This is a genomic window from Kitasatospora sp. NPDC059646, assembly GCF_042734615.1.
Classification (GTDB): domain Bacteria; phylum Actinomycetota; class Actinomycetes; order Streptomycetales; family Streptomycetaceae; genus Kitasatospora.
Genome location: NZ_JBHWDS010000006.1, coordinates 98,282 through 117,319, shown reverse-complemented (window position 1 = coordinate 117,319; position 19,038 = coordinate 98,282). Strand labels below are relative to the sequence as shown.

Sequence of the window (19,038 nt, the reverse complement as noted above, 5' to 3'; positions counted from 1 at the left end):
ATTCGATTTGCCCCTCACGGTGGAATTTACATGGCCCCGGCTCCGGACGGTACTGCCGGCTCCACGGTCCTGCCGGTGGATCTCGGTGACGGCAACACCGCGCCCGCCGGTTACCAGGGCCTCGGCTATGTGGACGAGGGCGGTGTAACGATCACGCCGTCGATCGAAACCGACCCCGTAAATGTCTGGCAGAGCGCCGTGCCAGTCCTTTACAACGTCAAGTCGGCCGCTTTCCAGATCAAGTGCACGCTGGTCGAGACTTCGGCGGTCACTACCGAGCTTTTCTGGGGCGCGTCCTGGGTTCCGCAGCTGGACGACAAGGGCCAGGAGACCGGAATCTACCGGCTCGACCTGGCAAGCACCCCGGATCTGAATGAATTCAGTTTCGTCGTGGACTGGTCCCACAAGGGGATCCTGTCCCGGGCGGTCATTCCCCGCGCGATGGTCGCCGACCGTGGAGCGATCACGCTTCAGCGTACTGAGGCCCAGAAGTACGAATTGACGATCGATGCGCTGGACCACAGCGGCGATCTCGGCTACGTGCTCACGAACAACAACATCAAGGGCACCGGCCCCACGCCGCCGAACCCCGCCGGCTGATCAGTTGGCCGCCCTTGCCGGGGAGGGCTCGTAGTCCCCGGCCCCCAACCACCAACACCTGTACTGGAGTTGCGCATGCCCACCGCCAAGAAGACCACTGCCGATGCCGCCGTCGAGGCGGCCCAGGCCGAGGCCACCGAGTCCCCCACCGTTTTCGAGTACCTGGGGATCGAGTTCACCGTTCCGCCTTTCCTGGACATTCCGATGGATCTACTGGAGGCCACTGACGAACTGGAGGCCGTCCGGATCGTCATCGGTGAGTCGAAGTGGGCGGAGTTCCGCGCTGCCCGCCCGACTATTCGTGACTTCCGTAACCTCTCCGAGCTGATCAACAGGGCTCAGGCCGGCTCGGGAAACTGATCCAGGTCCTCGGGGTGATCCGGCAGCACCCCGAGGAACTCGAAGCGGATCTGATGGAGTTCTTCGGCCTTGATCTCCTGGACGTCTGGCGCGGCCGGCTGTCCCTCCGCCGAATCCACGTCTGTGTTCTCAGCCTCATGGCGAAGCCCGGGCGCTCCACGCTGCTGGCGGCGATGGACGAATCAACACGGTGGGGCTCTGCGGAGTACCTCCTCGCCCGCGTCTCGGACGCCATGGAACTGAACAACTACCTGTTTCTGAAAGCGAACTCCGAGAAAGCGGACGACCTTCCGCTACCTGTCCCGCTCCCCCGTCCTGGCGAGCCGGAGGCCGAAACACCGGAACTCGAATTCGCTTCCAGCGCTGAACTGTCTGACTTCTTCGCCCAAATGAGTAGCCTTTAGGGAGGCGACCGTATGGCAACCAGTCGCGGACCTATCAAGGTCGGCAGCGGCTACATCGAAATCAACACCCGCCTTTCCGAGGAGACCATCCGAAAATTCCGCTCGGAGATCACCAAGGAGATGGAGCGGGCCGGCCAGCAGGCGGAGAAGGCATTTGCCAGCGGCATGGCCAACCTCCCCAAGGCCGCCGCTGCGGCGGCCAAGAAGGCAAGCCAGGCGATCGAGGCCGAAGCCAAGGACTCCGCCGAGACCCTGGCCGCGATCGAAGCCCAGCTCACCCGCCAGTACGGCGAACAGGCTGTACGGCGCTTCCGCGAAGCGCGGCAGCTCGAAGAGCAGAAGCAGGCCCTGGCCGAGGAGACGTCCAGCGTCACCCGGGCCGCCCTGGCGGCCACGGTCCGGCAGACTCAGCAGCAGGAGCGGGAACAGGTCGCGTCGGTGCGACGGGTCGCCGCGGAGCGCCAACGCGCGCTTGAGGACGAGGCCCGGATGGATCGGGAGATCGCCGCCACGCAGGCTCGTCTCGAACGGGAGCGCCAGGCGCGGATCCTGGAGACCGCCCGAATCCAGCGGGACGCCCAACGAGCGGCGATCCAGGGGCAGTTGGAGGAGACGAGTGCTCTCCGGGCCAGCTTGAATCAGCAGCTGGACGCCGTACGTCGCAACATGCGCGAGGTCCAGGCGGAGCACACGTCCAGCGTCACGGGCATCCGCAAGGGCTGGCAGTCGCTCGCCGGCGACGTCGAGCACGTCGGCACCACCGCTACCGAGCTCGGGAACCTGGTCACCCACAACGTGATCGCGCCCCTCGGCCTGGCAGCCGGCGCGGCGGCCACTTTCGGCATCAAAAGTGCCGATGCCATGATTCAGGCCCAGACTGGCCTGAAAGGCATGGGAATTGAGCTAAGGGACGTCAATTCCCTGCTGGAGCAGATGACTCAGTACGGCATTCAGACCCCGTACTCCGTCAATGACATGCTCACCTACGCGACCCGCTATGCGCGGGCCAATGCCTCGCACAACGACGCAATGGAGTCGAAGGATCCGCTCGTAAGGGCAGAGGCTTCACGGAGCGTCGCCCAGCGGTCTGCCGACATGGTCAAGATGATCGGCGACTCCGCCGCTTACGGCGGCATCCTCGATCCCACGATGGTTTCTCAGGGCATGTACGCCCTGGAGGTCATTCAGGACATGGGCCGTACTCCGCTGCGAAACCTGAAGCAATTGGAGAGGGCCACCGGCATTCCCAGTCAGCAGATTGCCAAGCTGATGGGTTTCCGGGACCGCCCGTACACCTCGGCCGAACTCGACGCCATGAGGGAGTCCGACAAGAAAGAGGGCGTCTCCCGGGAACTCCCGGTGACCAACGAGGCATCGTCCCAGATGATGGCCTTCATGGCCGATGCCAAGAACACCGGCGGAATCTCGGGCGAGACCCTGATCCAGAAGCTTTTGGAGCACTGGCGCGACCCGAATCTCCAGATCATGGGTGCCGCTTCTCGCATGGGTTCGGCGACCATTTCTGGCCGCATCGAGCAGATGAAGGAAGCCGGACAGTACAAGCTGGGCCAGCTCTTCTACACGAAGGACAAGGAGGGGGCTTACCAGTATTCCGGCCTTGGCCAGGCCATCATGGGGAAGCAGATTCAGGACGAGAATGGAACGCGTTTCGAGGGCGGCCTCCTCAGTGACGCTAAGGAAATCGGGAAGAACGTGTTCCCGTTCCTCCAGCAGGTTCTTGAGCAGACGATCGAGGGCCTGACCAAGTTCACGGGCTGGGTGAAAAAGATATCCCAGTACCTGGAGGACCATCCGGCGCTCACGGAGATGATTGCCAAGGCAGCGAAGTTTGCGGCTTTGATGGCTCCGGTCCTTCTCGGCCTCGGCGCGCTCGGGAAGATTCTCGGCAAAACGATGAAGCTTTTGGACACCTTTGTTGCCACGCCCGCAGCAGCGGCGTTCAAGGGGGCCCGTGGGGCGGTCCGGACGGGCCGGCAGGCGGCCAGCGCCGCATTCGGCTCCCGTACCGACGAGGACGGCAACCGGACCACCGTCCGCAGCCGCTACCGGGACACCCGCACCCGCCTGCGCGGCGGAGACACCCGCGGACCTCTGACCCGAGCTGCTGATCGAGTTACAGGCCGGAACACCCAGGAGGACCGAGCGCGCGGCCAGATGCGCGATCTGGAGCGGCAGATCCGGGAGACCGAGCAGCGGTCGGATGCCCTCCGGACGAGCCTCCGCGAGGTCAGTTCCGTGTCGATGCGCGAGCTCGCCGGGCAGCTGGCGGGGAGCGCCGGCGGCCGGTCCGTGTCCAGCGCGGCTCAGGATGCCGAGCGCCAGGTGCACCAGATCCAGACCCAGGGCCTAGACCCGCTCAACCGGGTCAGCCTCAACCACGTGCAGAACGAGCTGACGGGGACCCGCGAGCGGGCCACTCAGCTGGAGAACACGATCCGGAACATCCACTCCGCCGTCACCAGCCTCGACGGCCGGAACCTCAACGCCCTTACGGGAGAGTTCCGTTCGGTTGATCGAGCTGCCACCGACCTGTACGAGAGGATCGGTCAGGGCACCGGGGCCGGCAGTGTGGCCGGCCGTGTCGGGCTCCTCAACGGCCGCTCGCTGAGCGGGCTCAAGGACGAGTTCCAGCACGCCGACAGCGCTGCTACCGCGCTGTTCGAGCGCATCGGGCAGGGCACCGGCAGTGGTTCCGTCGCGGGACGGGTCGGGCTCCTCAACGGCCGGACTCTCTCCGGCCTTAAAGGCGAGTTCGACGGCGTGCACAACGCCGCCACCGGGGCCTACGAGCAGGTGGGCCAGGGCACCGGAGCTGGTTCCCTCGCGGGTCGAATCGGGCTGCTGAACAACCGCAGTTTGAGCGACGTCACCAAGAAGGTGGACGGGCTTGCGGAGAGCCTGACTACCGCCAGCGCCGCAGCTAAAGCCCTCGACGGCGCGATCGACAACGTCTCCAAGCGGGCCCCGGGCGGCGACAAGGCCGGTCCGACGAAGAAGACCCGGCTGAGTACCGGCGGCATCATCCCCGGCTACCAGCCGGGGGTGGACACGGTGCCGGCTCTCCTCTCCAGGGGCGAGGCCGTCCTCCGCCCGGAGGTCACTGCGGCCCTCGGTGCGGAACGAATCAATTCGTGGAACGCTGCGGCCCGAAAGGGCCAGATCGCGCGGTACTCCAAGGGCGGAATCGTCGGCCAGCTCCGGGGGATCAAGGACGCAATTCAGACGTTCAACATTCTCCCGATCGGCGAGGCCGCATTGGCGACCATGGCCTACGACTCCACCACGGACGAAATCGGAGGCGATACCCGGAGGGGAATGCTCGGCGTCACCTCCCTCTCTGACAGGTGGCTGGGCTCCCAACTGGCGGACCGTTTCCGAGGAATGTACCAGTTCACCGCCCGGGATTCCTGGGGCTACATGAAGAAGATTCCCACCGCCGTAGGCCAGGCGATCGGCATTCTGGGCGGCGCGGTGGGCCCGACTTTGGGTGACTATTTCTGGGATGACGTGTGGAAGGGCCAGTGGAACATCGTCGATCGAGGAGGGAAGTTCCTTGACGACACCTTCTCGTGGAAAACCGTGACGAGTGTTTTCGGGGACCTCTTCGGCGGACTCTGGGATTCTGTCAAGGCCATCGCCGGGACAGCGAGCGATCTGGTGACGCACCCGATAGACACCGTCTCCGGGGCATTCGATGCGATCTGGGAAATCGGGTCGTCCGAGATTGACGGACTGGTGGACATGGTCCGTACCGCCAAGCAGCTCTACGAATCCCCGCTCGACTATGCCGGCCAGGTCTTTGGCGATATGTACGACACGGCCAAGGAGGCCCTGCCGAACACCGACGGGCTGTTCGACTTTTCCCCCGACCGGAAGGTTTCGCGGAACAAGCCAGATTTCTCAAAGATCTTGAGTGGCGGCGACACCCCGGACGGCGATCCGATCCGGCGGTGGACACCGCTCGTTCAGCGCGTGCTCGGGGAACTCGGCCTTTCCGGCTCGTACACGGATCTGGTGCTGCACCGAATCGGCGTCGAGTCCGGCGGCAACCCCCAGGCCATCAACACCTGGGACTCCAACGCACAGGCGGGCACCCCGTCCCAGGGCCTGATGCAGACCATTCCGGCTACGTTCGCGGCCTACGCTGGCCCGTACCGGGATCTCGGCATCATGAATCCCCTCGCCAGCATCTACGCCGGCCTGAATTACGCAGTGCACCGCTACGGCTCCAAATGGACCGAGGCTCTGGCGGGAAACAAGGGCTACTGGACGGGTGCCCTCTCCGCTTCGCCGGGCTTGCGCCTGGTGGGCGAGAACGGTCCCGAACTGGTGAATTTCCGGGGCGGTGAACGAGTCTATAACGACCGCGCGACAGCCCAGATGTTCCGGGGCCGGCGGTACGAAATCCACGTTCACGAGGCCAAGAGCGAGGACACCACCCAGGCCACCTTCCGAGCCCTCCAGCAGATGGAGGCGCTGTACGGAATCTAGCTAGAAGGAGAACGTATTGCCGATCCCCGCAGTAAAACGACTCGTAGACGGGAGCCAGCCGCCGCCGCGGCCCGGCCCCCCACAGCGGGTGCATTGGCAGCACACCTACGCCAGCATCACGGGCAGCAATGGTGAGGGGGAGGAAATCCCCCTCACCGGCTACTCAGGCAACCGGTGGCCGGCCATCTTCATGCAGGACGGGGCCACCGGCCTGGACACCCCGCCCTACGAGCTGCATGCCGACGACTCCCCGAACCTCGACGGAGGCCTGTTCCGGGGCGTCCGGGCGACCCAGCGGGAGATCATGATCCCGGTCTACATCTACGGAATCGACCGTCGGACCCTGCTGGAGCAGAAACGGGAACTCGCCCGGGCCCTGAATCCGAAGAACGGATATTGCGTCCTCAAGTTCACGGAGTCCGATGGACAGGCCCGATACCTGAACGCCTACTACAAGGGCGGAATGGAGGGCAACGAGTCCTCCGACCAATCCGGTTTCCGCTGGATCAAATACGCGCTGCTGTTGACGGCCTACGACCCCTGGTTCTACTCCGACGAAATGCGGGTCGCCAAATGGTCGTTCGGCCAAGGCGTCCCGTTCCTCGGCCGGCCCTTTCTCCCTCTGCGCCTCAGTGAGGGCTACAAGTCGGCCGTGACGCTCCCGGTGTACAACCCGGGCGACGTCGAGGCGTGGCCCGTCTGGGAGATCAGCGGGCCCGTGAAGTCCTTCCGGATCACCTCGCAGACGGGGCAGAAGTTCGGAATTCCGTCGGCCACCAGCGGCGGCGACGTGATCGCCCTGGGCCGGACTCTGCGGATCGACACCCGCCCCGGCGTGAAGACGCTCAAGGACGACCGCGGAACGAATTATTACCCCGATATGGAAGCGGACCCGAAGTTGTGGAGCATCCCGTCCGGGGACAGCACGATGACTGTGGACGTGGTGGCCGGCAGTGGCCAGGCCACGGTCACGCTCACGTTCAAGCCGCGATACGACAGCTACTAGAAGGGAGGTCGGTTGGGGTATCGGATAGAGGTCCGCGACAGAAACCTGAGGCGTGTCGGCGAAATCGACACGTGGATCAAGCTGGATTTCACGGTCCGGTTCAGCCAGCAGGGGAGTTGGATGCTGCTGATCAAATCAGGGACCGAACAGGCTGATCTCCTGGAAAAGGGAGGCGGCGTCGCCATATTTCAGGACGGCGTTCCCGAGCCGGTGCTCACCGGGCAAATCGAGTCCTTTCAGAACTACTGGACCGTCCAGCAGCACACCGAGGGGGGCAGCCTCTACGTGGGCGGGCGGTGCGACAACAAGATTGCGTACAGCCGCCTGGCCTGGCCGGACTTCGATCGGCCGATCTCCCAGCAGTACAAGGCCCCGGAGTCCCGGTCCGTTTCCGGCCCGGCCGGCGGACTGATCTGGAAAGAGCTGAACCGCTCCGTGGGCGGCGGCGCGCTGCCGGACCGCCGTCTCCCGGGCGTCACCACCGGGGACACGAACCTGATCGGATCGCAGGTCGCGGACTCGCTCCGGTTCGACCTGATCGGCACCAAGCTGGAGGAGTGGACGGCGGGCCGGGACGTCGGTTACCGATTCGTTTACAATCCGAACACCCGCAAGATCGACCTTCGGATCTACCAGCCCCGGGACCTCTCCAAGAAGATCCGATTCAGTAAGGATCTGGGGAATCTGCGGGAATTCGTCTGGACGCTCACGGCCCCTCGCGTGACCCGAGTCATCGTGGCCTGCCAAGGCGATGGGGCCGAGCGGTACATCTACCAACAGGTGGACGCCGAGGCCGAATACGAGTGGGGCGTCTCGATTGAACAGTTTGTGGATCGCCGGGATCTCCCCCTTAAAACCGATCCGGCTACCGGCCTTCCGATGAAGGCGACCCCTGACGTCGCAGACGCGGATTTCGAGAACGCAAAGAAGGCGGTGATCAGCGCTGCTGAGACGGTGCTCACCGAGGGGGCGAAGAACGGCAATTTCCAGATTTACCCGATCGACACTCCCCAGTGCACCTTCGGCCGTGACTATTTCGTCGGGGACATTGTGACCGTCAGTATTGACGGCACCGAGTACACGGACATTCTCCGTGAAGTCGTGATCTCCGTCGAGGACGGCGGCAAGACGACGTCGGTAGCGCCGAAAATCGGCGACCAGGGCACCGGCAACCCTCTGAACTTGTACAAGACCGTGTTCGAGCTGCGCGAGAAGCTCCGGCGACTGGAAGCAAGGAAGTGATGAATTAATTGGGTGAGACCAGCTACCCGTTTTCTGCGACGAGTTCCACCGGCGGCAGCGAAATGGTTTCTCAATTGCAGTGGCAGAAGATGAACCACATGCAGGGCGACCGGATCGACTTCCGGCTGACAGCCGCCACGTACGCCACAGGTGCATTGCCCTTCGCGGCTAAGGTCCTGAATGGGAAGACGGTGGAAATCCAGCCCGGCCGGGCGATCGTCGGCGGCTTCTTCTACGAGCTGGACGCACCGTTGACGGTCGCCATCGCAGCGAACCCCGGTGACAAGGCGAGGTTGGACACCATCGTTCTGCGGGCTGACATGGCCAAGGGCAGCGTCAACCTGGCGGCGGTGCAGGGCCAGCCGGCGGCCCAGCCCATCGCGCCACAGCCTCTGCGCGTGCTGGGGCAGGTGTGGGAGATGGTCCTCTATGAGGTCCAGGTACCAGCCGCCAACGGCGCGGTAGTTCTTTTCGCCAGGCTCCAGTTCGACGCGCCGCCCCGGATCCATTCTCCCTGGAACTCCGGGGACACGGCGAAGTTCATCGAGCCGAATTCATTCATCTACGACCTGAACGTCAACGGCGGTGGCAGCCAGCGGGAGCAGTTCCGGGGACGGGATGGCCTGGTGACCGCCCGCGACCTCGGCGGAATGCGAACCTTCACCACCACCGTGGGCAACGTGAATTTCCAGCCGGCCGCAGCAGACCGCGTAGTCCGCTGGCGCTGGATCGCACCGAACGTCGTGTATTTCGCTATGCGAGTGTCCAACACTTCCGGCAACGACATTCAGTGCACCAACGGGAACTGGTACATCAACCTGGAATTGCCGCAGCCCGTGAACGGAAAAGCAACCGGCGCTTTCACCGGCTACGTGGAGAACACCACGTGGGCCGGCGGCTACCCGTACATGACTCAGGTCGTAGCCATGCCGTGGGCCGGGGACACCGCGACCGTTCACTGTTTCACGCCGAGCCGCAAGGCTGCGGGCGAGGGGATGAGCGGCCTGGACAAGATTCCGGCCCGCTCGAATCTGTACCTCTCGGGAACGTACGAATCCACGTCATTCGCCTATTAAGGAGGCCATTTGGCACGCAACATCTTCGGTGGCACCGCCGCCGACGTCGCTGAGACCGTGGACGGCGCTCGTGTGCCGGGCGCGGTAGGAACGGTGTGGGACGGGCCGTCCGACGGGGCCCGCCAGCTGCTCGACCTCCAGTCCGCCGACGGCGGCCCGATCACTCAACTCGTCGCGGACTCAAGGGGGTTCGTCGCCCCCTTTCTCGGCCCGGACGGAGTAGAGCGGGTCTGGGTCGATTTCGGGGCCGGCCGCGTGGCCCTGCTCTCCGGCTCGACCGGCGAGCACCTGGCCGCGCACCTGGTGGCACCTGATCCCCACGGCACCGCGGCCTCTGTCCAGGCGATGCGAGGCGTCCCGAACGGGTTCGCCGGCCTCGACCAGGCCGGCCAGGTCCCCGTACAGCAGCTGCCGACCGATGGCCGGTACGCGCCCGCCGGGGCGACCGGTGTCTACGTGCCTCCGGGCTGGGGCCAGCACTGGCGAGCGAAGCGCGACGCCGCGCAGGCCGGAAAGGGAACGGCCGTCGTCGCGGCCGTCGGCTCCAGCTCGACCCAGGGCCTCTACTCCGGAGACCTGCTGACGGACTCGTACGTGTCGAGGATCCGAACCTCGCTCCAGGAGTCCTTCGGCGACGGCGGCAGCGGCTTTTTCGCCGCCTCGCGCAGCCTCACATTTTTCGGGGCCTCTCCGACGTCCAACGCCTGGAACAGCCTCCCCGGCAACTTGGTGCAGACCACCGGCACCTGGAGCAACGGAAACGTCTTCGGCCCGGGCGCTCAGTACATCTCGACCACGGCCAACGGCGCTACCGCCGCATTCAAGGTCCGGGGCACCACGATCCGCGTCTACACCATGTCCGGCGGCGGCCGGGTCGGCTTCACCTACGCCGTGGACGGCGGCACAGCCGTGCCCGTTGCGGACAGCGGCACCCCCAGCATCCAGGTCACCACGATCACCGGCCTGCCGGCCGGCAACCACACTGTCACCCTGGCCCACAACGGCGCGGCCGGCTCGTCCCTCGCGGTCTGCGGTGTTTCCGGTGAGAACTCGTCGGGCGTCATCGTCAACAATTTCGGCGTCTCCGGTGCGCAAACTGGAACCTTTGCCGCACCTACGGCCGAGACCTACCAGCCTACGACGTGGAACGGTGGGCCCGATTATCCCTGCGACCTGCTGATCTATGCATTGGGAGCCAATGACGCATCGGCCGGTATCGCAATCGACACCTACACCGCGAATCTGCGCAAGTTTCTGAGCACGGTAAAGGACGGAAAGTCGGTCAGCGGAGCAAAGGCGTCCGGCGACACCGACATTCTCATCCTGATGCAGCACATCGGCAATTACGACCACACAACCACCCCGAGGTGGCACGACTACTGCGACCGGGCCCGTGGAATAGCTGAGGCGTATGGCGCTGCTTTCGTCAGCCTCTGGCCCATGGGCCGGAATTCGTGGAACAACTGGAATTCTCTGGGCTTCTGGGGCAACGCCGCAACCCCCGGCGGCGGCCCCGGCGCGGACCCGATCCACATGAGCAATGCGGGACACGAGTTCACCGCCAATGCGATTCTGCCGATTCTCACCAGCTAGGAGGCCCTCTGACTGCCACTGACCTGCTCGGCTACGCAGCCACCGCAGCCTCTCTGGCTGCCGCCATCGCCACCATTCGCGCGGCATGGTCCCTGAATACCGCCCAGGTGTGGAAGGGCGAGGCGGAGGCGCAGAAGACCCGCGCCGACCGCCTACAGAGCGACATGAATGAAATCAAGGAACGCCTGACCAGAATCGAGGCAGAAAACCAGCGCCTGATCGAGCTGCTGACAGCCATCGACCCCTCCAGGATTCCGCACCTACACGTCTGACAGCCCCTCTACCCGGGGGCCGGCCAACCGGTCGGCCCCCTTTTTCATGCACACGCACAGGAGTGATGAATTAATTGTCTCAGGCCGCCGACGTACTGAGCATGGCCCGAAGTCAGGTCGGCTACCGAGAGGGCCGCTACGGCTCCGGCAGCTACAACAACGACCAGAAGTATTCGAAGGAAGTTCCGGGCCTTGAGTGGTCCAACTTTCAGCCCTGGTGTGCGACTTTCTGTTCCTGGGTCGCCATGCGGGCGAGCGTCTCCCACCTTTTCCCTCGCACTGCTTCCTGCCTGACCGGGGTTGCCTGGTTCAAGGACAAGGGCCGGTGGTCCGCCTATCCGGCCATTGGTGCCCAGGTCTTCTACGGGAACAACGGCGGAACTCACACCGGACTGGTCTACGCCTACGACGCGGATTACATTTACAGCATCGAGGGAAATACCAATGATTCCGGCTCTCCGGAGGGCGTCGGTGTCTTCCTCCGAAAGCGCGCACGCCGCGACGGCTACGTGTATGGCTACGGCCTCCCGGCCTACGCGGAGGGCGTGACCACTGCCGACCCCGCGCTCAAGGGCCGGGCGGGCTTCGCCTACTCGGCGACCGCGAGCGACCCGAACGGCGGCAGCTCGGGCACCAGCGCCCGGACCGTGATCGTGCGGGCCGGCCAGACCCTCGGAGCGATCGCGGCGGCGGCCGGAATCTCGCTGGCCTCTCTGCTGTCCGTCAATCCGGATCTCCAGTCGCACCCTGACGTGATCCACCCCGGGGACACGGTGACGATCCCGCCGACGGCACCGACCCAGCCGCCGGCCACCTCCCCGAGCACCAGCACCCCGCCGGCCTCCGGCTCCGGCTCGAACGCGGGCTCCAGCTCCTCCGTGCCGTCGTTCCCGGGCACCCCATTCCGCTACACCGCCGGCCGAGCTCCGGTCTACAGCTCGGCCGTGAAGAAGTGGCAGGCCCAGATGGCAGCCCGCGGCTGGTCCATCTCCGTGGACGGCTACTACGGCCCCGCGAGCGCCAGCGTGGCCAAGCGGTTCCAGGCCGAGAAGGGGCTCATGCCGGATTCCGTGGTTGGCCCGCTCACGTGGCGGGCGGCGTGGACCGCCCCCGTCACCTGATCGAGTGAACGGCTCACCTACCGTCGGTCAGCGGTGCTACGGTCTTTCTTGTCTGACCGAGGCACCATCGCAGTGCAGCGTGAGCGAGGTTGGGAACAACCACTTCACGATTCTCCTCCGAGCCCTGTGCACAGGGCTCGGCACCATCGGATTGAAGCGCAGCACCTTCGGACGTCAGCAAGATTTGGACGTCGAACACCCTCCTCGGTCGGATGCTAGAGGCCCCTCCACTTCGGTAGAGGGGCCTCCGGCATTTCCGGCCTGGCAGCGTGAACTCACCGTGCCGGCCCGATCACCTGATCCCGTCACTAGATGGCCCTCTCACTCGCCGAGGGGGCCATTCCCATTTCCCCAGCCCCTCTTCCCCCCTAAGGACTTTGCGAATGAATGAATTCATCTCCAAGCACGGTGTCCGGCTCCTGGCCGTCGTCGCGGCCCTGGTCCCGCTGCTGGTGACCTCTCTCCCGGGCATCCCGTGGGAGGCCCTGGCGGCCGTCGTCGCGGCCCTGCTCGGTGCCGGTGAAGTCGCCCAGCGGCATGAGGACTCCAAGACCTCGACTGCGCTTCACACCACCGCCCCGTGGGACGCCGCCGCTGCGGCTCAGGCCGAGCTGACCGAGCTGGAGCTGTCCAAGCGCCCGACCGCCGACCCGACTGCCTGAGGAGACCGCCATACAGACCACCGCCTACGACCGGTACGCCCTGACTCCGCCGTCCGCCTGGATCGGGCGTGAATGGGTCCTGACCCGCACTGACGCCGAAGGGCGGTACCTGCGCGGCGTGATCCTCGACGTCCGCGCCGGTGAAATCCAGGTGCTGACGCCGGCCGGCGTCAGCTGGTGCGCCACAGACAAGGGCACCCTGGCGAGGGCGTGAACCGTCCGGTAAAACTAAAAAGAAGCCCCCTCCCGTCTCCGGGAGGGGGCTCTTTGCCGTGCTCAAACGCCTTACTGCGGTTGTCAGTTCGCCTTAGCGTACGCGTCGTACACGTGCCCCGGAATGCGGCCCCGGTTAGACAGCTCGATGCCGTTCGACGCGGCCCAGGCGCGCACTACGGTGGCGTCTGGGGTGACCACCGCACGGCGGAACGCCTTCCCGTTTCGGGCCTGTCGCCGGCCGCTCTCGACGTACGGGGCGAGAAGCTTGCGCAGCTTCTTCGCGTTCTTCTCGGTCAGGTCGATCTCGTACGACTTCCCGTCCAGGCCGAAGTGGACGGTTTCGGCGGCCTCGCTGCCGTCCAGGTCGTCAGTGAGGGTGACGACAACACGCTGAGCCATGGGGGGCACTCCAGATCTACGGGAACAACTACTCGCATAGTACAGGTCGGTACTTCGCCTTTGCGCAAGTTATTCCCATTCACAGATTCACAGCGTCGGTCGCAGACAACTGCTTCGGGTTTTCTGACAAGTCCCTGTGTGCCCTTGGCTGCATCTGCCCAAAGGCGGCCCGCTGGCCGTCACTCTCACGGACGACCCCCCAGCCAGGACCCTTGCTTCGACCGGACGGCTGTGCAACAGTGCCGCTTGCACCTGCTCTCCGCGCTAGCGGAGGTCCCCCTTTGGAACATGGCGTCAGGACAGCTCGTCTGTCTGACTGACCTCCCCGCAAGCGCGGGGGTCACCTACCGGGAACCCGCTGACCCTGGAGTTGATGTTGCCTCACCCTCTTAGCTCGGTCCGCAACCGGATCGACTCTGACGCCGACTACACGGTCAAGACCCTGGCATCTGCCACCGGCTACAGCCGGAGTCACATCAAGACCCTGGCCCTGGCAGGTGACCTGCCCGGGACGACAAGGCCGGGAGTCGGGTACCGCTGGGCAGGCAAGGATGTGCTGGACGCAATCAACGAAGGGGCCGCCAACCCCGATTTCGACCACGACAAATACGCGCCTTCTTCACTGTGGCGGATGGGTTGCAGGTGCAGCGACTGCGCGAATGAGCATCTCGCCGATCTGCGAAAGTGGCGACGCGAAATTTCGCAAAGAGATTTTCCGGAGCCGCTTCAAAAGCGGCTCTTGGCGCTGGTCGGGGCTGGTACCTCGGTGAAGGAAGCTGCCGAACTGCTTGGATTGACCTCAGTAAGGGTGTACGCGGAAGCGCGGGTCGATGAGGAGTTCGGGGCGCTCCTCGACAAGGCTGCGGAAGCTCTGTGCGTAGACGCGGCCGACCACCGGTGCGGGACACCTACGGGGTACCGCCGGTTGGCATGCCGAGGGACGGCATGCCGGCTGGCGCACTCACCCGTGACCCGGTGACGACGGCCCAACTCTCTTGAGCACACGCGGCAGGGCATAGCCGCCCGGTCCCCTTCGGGGCCGGGCGGCCTCCTCGCTCAGCGGTCCAGTACGGTCATCCGCTGGAGGTACGTCCAGTTCTTCCGCCCCGTCTCCACCTCTTCGTAGTGGACCAGCGGCACCATGGGCCGGCTGACGTTCATCACACGAATCCGCCCGGTCCAGTCGCTCACATCAGTCGTGATGCGGACAGTCACCTCAGCGCCCAAGGTGAGGCGGTCGTCAATAGCGGTTCCCATGCTTGCTCCTTGTTCATCGGCTTGTCTCGCGCTGTCTGGCTCGGCCACTCGTTGGCTCCGCTGCCGGATCTGCGCCTTTGTCGCTACTCACTGCGGCTGCGCCTCTCACTCATTCACCGCCCGCGCCACGGTAGCGGCCCGCGCGGGCGCTTCGCCGGTCATCAGTCTTTCCACTCCCCATCGGCCCACTTCACGGCCAGGGAGGCGAAGCGCCCCCGGACGCCGGTCCGGGGGCGCTTCTGCTTCGGCATGCTGCTGGGGGCCGCCCGGGCCGCCAGAGGCGGCCCGGCTGCTTCGGGTTGAGCCCTGTCCGGGGCGGTCACTCCGTGCACCAGTCGGAAACCTTCCGGGCCCACCAGGCTCGCGCCGTCGCGGTGATGGCGTTCTCCGCCATGTAGACCCAGTTCTCCGGCACAGGCCCGACGCTTCGCGGCCGGCCCTGCTGCGGCTCATCCTCGGCCCGGTCCTGCTTGTCCTCGACCGCAGGCACCTGTTCCGGCCCAGCCGTCAGGGCGTTGAGGACTCCCATCCCCTCCAGCTCTTCCACCAGTGGCAGCGGTGCCCACCAAAGCCGGGAGTCGAGCATGACCGTGGCCAGCACCTCATCCGTGCTCAGGTCGTAGATCTCGTATCGGCTCTCTCCGGTGTAGGTGATGCCCGCTCGGGTCTGCATGGTCGGTTGTGGGTTCCGCCGATCGGCGCGACCGCCGTACAAGATCCGAGCCTTCTGCCCCCGCAGCCTGTAGGGCAGCTCTCGCAGCTCTGTGTTCCGCCACTCAGGCTCAGAAACCTCCAACTCCGGTTCATGCTTGGGCTGCTCAGCCTCGGCCGGGTCCTTGGCGACCTGGCCTCCGTTCGCCTTGCTGGCGGCCCAGATCCGGGTGTTGCTGTGCAGGGTAGTCAGCACCTCGCACGTGCTTATGTCCACCAGATCGTTGTGCCCGCCGCTGCCGCGCCTCCACCGCACCAGCACCAGCGGGCCGCCCTGGTCACACGGACCCTTCGCCGGCCCGCCGTAGTAGACGTACCCCCGTCCGCTCACGCTGCTCACGGTGACGGACTCCCAGTGCCGGACCGGCTCAGGCCCGGGGGCCTGGATCTCGTCCTCCTCCGGCTTCTTTTGACCCTGGTCCGCGAGAGCCCACCACGCCTTGGAGTAGAGCGAGGCCGCGTGCACCACCGTGTCGCCCACCGACAGGTGGATGTGGCTGATGCTCCGCTTCACCGTCACCAACTGCGGGGCGGCAGCGCCGCCCTGGTCGTCGCCGCCGAACCAGACCTGCTGACCGCTGGTCAGCTCGTGCAGCCATTCCCACACCAGCTCGGGGGTCTGCTCGACCGCCGACTCCACCGCGCTCGGCTTCGGTTCCGCGTTGCCGGCCTCGAACTCGGTGATCTCCCGCAGGGCTTCCGCGTAGACCGGCCCGTAGGTCTCCAAGAACTTCCGGCCAGCCCGCTGCGGCGCGGAGGCGTCCTGTCGGGTTGCGGCCTCGGCCTGCTTGAGCAGCCACCGCAGGGCTTCCGGACGAACCCGGCCGGTGCCGCCGGTGCTGGACCAGGCGCACGCCTTGAGGTCAGCCAGGGTCTCGGGGTCGTCCTTCAACTGCCAGTACTGCTCAGAAATGCTCCGGCCGATGCTGGCGGGCATCTTGAACTCGAATCGCCGCTCTCGCGGGTCTTCGGGGATGTAGTCCAGCTCATGGCGGATGAGGGTCGTCTTCGCGGCCACCACACGGCTGTTGTTGCCGTCGTTCAGCCACCCCCGAGCGATTTCCAGCGCGACCCCGAGCGCTCCATTGGTGACCCACACGGTGGTGGAGTTGTTCGAGCGCCCCATCCGCAGTTCCTTGCATGCCGTGATCAGGTCGTGGTGGTCGTCCGTGTCCGGCGTCAGGTAATCGGTGATGTGCTTGCGGAGAGCCGCGTGAAGGTGCATCTCAATTCGTCCGGCAGTCACAATCTTCTCCTTGGGAGTCTTTTCGCCCTCTTGGCTGTCCATGAGGACTTTCAGGCCAGGTACATTCAGCACTTCGCGGCACACGTCGCAGTCGCATTCGTGGCGCATGCAGAAGCAGCCGCCGTCATCACACAGGCGGTCGGGTCCGTGACCGGTCCCCCGGTCGTAGTAGGTGGGATAGAGCACATGCTCACGGTCGCACTTGTGGCCGTGAGGAAGCGGAATTTCCATGCAGGGAGCAACAGAAAGCCGGGCCGACTCCTTATCGGAGAATGCGGCCCGGCATTCGGTGCACTGCAAGTAGCCCTGCGGTCGTCCTCGAAGTTGATGCCTCACAGCAGGCTGAGGAAGGGGTTCGAGTTCGCGGCCGGCGCGGGCGCGGGCTTCGGTGCCGACGGCCTACGGGTCGCCGGCCTGGCGGTCGGCCGGGCCGACCGCTTCGCGGCGGCAGGCTTCCGGGGGACCGTGGCCCGAGCGGGGGCCGCGTGGTCCACAACTCGCTTTCGGGTCAGCTCAGTTCGGGGGGCGATCTCCGGGGCGCGCTCCGGCACAACCACCACGACCGATTCCGCGGGTGCCCGCTTCTCCGGTTCCGGGGCCACCTTCGCAGCCGGGTCGATCAGCCGATACATGGTCGGCTTGGCACCGCGACCGGCCGTCTCCGCCTTGTACACCTCGACGTCCGGCATCCGCTCGACTGCCGCCCGCAAGCTGGCGGCCGTGACCCTGGATCCCAGGGCCCGGAGCATGACCGTGCTGTTGGCCTCCCCCTCGTAGCGCTCCAGCACCTCGCGCACCAGGTCCTCAGTGCTCTTGACCGGCTTGGTCTTCTGGTCGGCAGCCTCCCGGACCAGCTTCTCCACAGACGCCATGGAGTAGGAGACGAAGGCCCAAGCCGACTCGACGGCCTTCCGCGTGATCTTCGTTCGCCGGGTGGTGGCCGTGAGGACGGCCGCAATCCGGTGCACCTGTTCGGCGGCCCTCTCCATGTAGGCCGCCAGCAGCTCGGGCAGCTCGGCCATCCGGTCCTCGACCTCGGCCCGGATCTCGTCGTACCGGCGGCCGGCCGCAGCGTCGAACTCCATCACGCGCGGCTGGTCCGACTGGTCTGCCCAGTTGTAGGCCGCCCGGATCTCCTGCACCTCGACCACCGCCGCACGGTGGTTGTAAGGCAGCATCTTGGACCGCTCCACCAGGACCGGCAGCAGGCGGTTGAACGAGCCGCCCAACGCGTCCGTGCTGCTGACGTACTTGCCCCACTCGCCCGGCGTGACGTGGGCGTGGAATCCGAGCAGGGGCCTGCTGACCGACTGGGTCTCCTTCTTCGTCCGGTTGCTGATGGTCTTGCCGTCCCACGCGGTCCGGAACAGCGTGCTGAACTTCGGGCAGCGCTTCTGCGTCCGCAGGACGGCCGCCCACTCCTCCTCGACGACCATCGCCCGACCGTCGATTCCGGTCGGAAGTCCGCTCGTCTCCAGCTCGAACTTGTTGAGCATGTCCACCAGGGACGGCCCGGACGAGATGCCGTCCCGGGTGCGAACGTCGAGAAACCCGCCGATGGCGGGGTGAAGCAGCCTCTTGGCGGTGTTCAGCGCGTAGCCCTTGCGGCCGATAGCGGACCGGCCGGCCAGGACCGTCCACACCACCACGGGACGCCCGTTGTCCAAGCGCACGTTCCGGCTGATCGCCGCGCTGTACAGGCTCAGGGCCGCCGCCCACACCCCCACCGGGTCCGCCTCGCTGGTCGGCATCGCCGCCGCCACGGCGTCGCCCAGGGGGCCGAACTTCATCGCCTCGAATGCAGTCATCTTCGTGTTCCTCTCTCCGTTACGCGGCAAGGGTGTGGGAAGGGGCCAGCGCCTCGCTAAGGAGGCCCCGGAAACGGTCGTAATGCGTCTCACACAGGTCGTACTGGTCGGGTCCGATTGTCAGCACCTCGACGGCGGGAACCTCGCTCCCATCCTTCTTCAGGCAGGCGTCACAATCGGTCGCCTTGATAAGCTTCTTGGCCATGGCTTGTCCTCCGATATCTCGGGTGTCCATGGCAAAGGCCGGAATCCCGAAGGATTCCGGCCCTCACCAAAGGCAACCGGGTGTCAGTTCAGCTGGTTCAGCTGTTCCTGGATGTCCTCGACGGTTCGGTTTCCGAACTCCTCCTGAACGATGCTCGGCAGGTGGAGATCATCCCCGTGCTTCAGCGCCTTCTTAAACGCTGCGGTGTACAGCGAGATCAGGTCCGTGTACTCCTCCCCCAAGTCCAATCCCTCCTCCAAGAGGTCCCGAGCGTGGTCAATCGCGTTGTTGATCTCCAGCGTGGCCCAGTATCCGGACATGTTCCGTTCTCCTCTTTGATTTCGTGCA

General features: G+C 65.5%; 17 protein-coding genes. 12 read left to right on the top strand and 5 right to left on the bottom strand.

Annotation, left to right across the window (positions count from 1 at the left end):
- Positions 1-30: 30 nt before the first annotated feature.
- From ACFV1L_RS06090 to ACFV1L_RS06040, 11 genes are all read left to right on the top strand, one after another.
- Positions 31-600, top strand: coding sequence for a hypothetical protein (locus ACFV1L_RS06090; RefSeq protein WP_380363316.1), 570 nt, complete (start codon positions 31-33; stop codon positions 598-600).
- Positions 601-675: 75 nt separating this feature from the next.
- The gene (locus ACFV1L_RS06085; protein ID WP_380363315.1) at positions 676-960 is read left to right on the top strand and encodes a hypothetical protein; all 285 of its coding nucleotides are present in this window, start codon (positions 676-678) and stop codon (positions 958-960) included.
- 14 nt (positions 961-974) lie between these two features.
- On the top strand, positions 975-1,364 hold the full coding sequence (locus ACFV1L_RS06080; RefSeq protein WP_380363314.1) for a hypothetical protein: 390 nt from the start codon (positions 975-977) through the stop codon (positions 1,362-1,364).
- A gap of 12 nt (positions 1,365-1,376) precedes the next feature.
- Positions 1,377-5,876 (top strand): transglycosylase SLT domain-containing protein, encoded by a 4,500-nt coding sequence (locus ACFV1L_RS06075; protein ID WP_380363312.1) that lies wholly within the window; start codon positions 1,377-1,379, stop codon positions 5,874-5,876.
- A 16-nt stretch (positions 5,877-5,892) separates the two neighbouring features.
- Complete coding sequence (locus ACFV1L_RS06070) at positions 5,893-6,882, top strand: phage tail domain-containing protein (protein WP_380363311.1); 990 nt, start codon at positions 5,893-5,895, stop codon at positions 6,880-6,882.
- 12 nt (positions 6,883-6,894) lie between these two features.
- Positions 6,895-8,124 (top strand): siphovirus ReqiPepy6 Gp37-like family protein, encoded by a 1,230-nt coding sequence (locus ACFV1L_RS06065; protein ID WP_380363309.1) that lies wholly within the window; start codon positions 6,895-6,897, stop codon positions 8,122-8,124.
- A gap of 8 nt (positions 8,125-8,132) precedes the next feature.
- Entirely contained in the window at positions 8,133-9,200 is a 1,068-nt protein-coding gene (locus ACFV1L_RS06060) for a hypothetical protein (protein WP_380363307.1), read from the top strand.
- Between the two features lie 9 nt (positions 9,201-9,209).
- Positions 9,210-10,793: a GDSL-type esterase/lipase family protein gene (locus tag ACFV1L_RS06055; RefSeq protein ID WP_380363305.1), complete on the top strand. Its 1,584-nt coding sequence runs from the start codon at positions 9,210-9,212 to the stop codon at positions 10,791-10,793.
- 107 nt (positions 10,794-10,900) lie between these two features.
- Entirely contained in the window at positions 10,901-11,065 is a 165-nt protein-coding gene (locus ACFV1L_RS06050; RefSeq protein ID WP_380363303.1) for a hypothetical protein, read from the top strand.
- A gap of 101 nt (positions 11,066-11,166) precedes the next feature.
- Entirely contained in the window at positions 11,167-12,186 is a 1,020-nt protein-coding gene (locus ACFV1L_RS06045) for a peptidoglycan-binding protein (protein ID WP_380363301.1), read from the top strand.
- Between the two features lie 383 nt (positions 12,187-12,569).
- Positions 12,570-12,848, top strand: coding sequence for a hypothetical protein (locus ACFV1L_RS06040; protein ID WP_380363299.1), 279 nt, complete (start codon positions 12,570-12,572; stop codon positions 12,846-12,848).
- Positions 12,849-13,145: 297 nt separating this feature from the next.
- Here the strand turns inward: ACFV1L_RS06040 and ACFV1L_RS06035 are convergent, their stop codons facing one another.
- Complete coding sequence (locus ACFV1L_RS06035; protein ID WP_380363298.1) at positions 13,146-13,463, bottom strand: Lsr2 family protein; 318 nt, start codon at positions 13,461-13,463, stop codon at positions 13,146-13,148.
- 373 nt (positions 13,464-13,836) lie between these two features.
- Here ACFV1L_RS06035 and ACFV1L_RS06030 point away from each other — a divergent pair, with 373 nt between their 5' ends.
- Positions 13,837-14,442 carry a hypothetical protein gene (locus ACFV1L_RS06030; protein ID WP_380363296.1) on the top strand — a complete coding sequence of 202 codons (606 nt, stop codon included), beginning with the start codon at positions 13,837-13,839 and terminating at the stop codon, positions 14,440-14,442.
- A 597-nt stretch (positions 14,443-15,039) separates the two neighbouring features.
- Here the strand turns inward: ACFV1L_RS06030 and ACFV1L_RS06025 are convergent.
- The 4 genes from ACFV1L_RS06025 to ACFV1L_RS06010 form a co-directional block, all read right to left on the bottom strand.
- Positions 15,040-16,863, bottom strand: coding sequence for a hypothetical protein (locus ACFV1L_RS06025; RefSeq protein WP_380363295.1), 1,824 nt, complete (start codon positions 16,861-16,863; stop codon positions 15,040-15,042).
- 146 nt (positions 16,864-17,009) lie between these two features.
- Positions 17,010-18,485, bottom strand: coding sequence for a DUF3987 domain-containing protein (locus ACFV1L_RS06020; RefSeq protein WP_380363294.1), 1,476 nt, complete (start codon positions 18,483-18,485; stop codon positions 17,010-17,012).
- 19 nt (positions 18,486-18,504) lie between these two features.
- Positions 18,505-18,690 (bottom strand): hypothetical protein, encoded by a 186-nt coding sequence (locus tag ACFV1L_RS06015; RefSeq protein ID WP_380363293.1) that lies wholly within the window; start codon positions 18,688-18,690, stop codon positions 18,505-18,507.
- Between the two features lie 83 nt (positions 18,691-18,773).
- Complete coding sequence (locus tag ACFV1L_RS06010; protein WP_380363291.1) at positions 18,774-19,010, bottom strand: hypothetical protein; 237 nt, start codon at positions 19,008-19,010, stop codon at positions 18,774-18,776.
- Between the last annotated feature and the right edge of the window lie 28 nt (positions 19,011-19,038).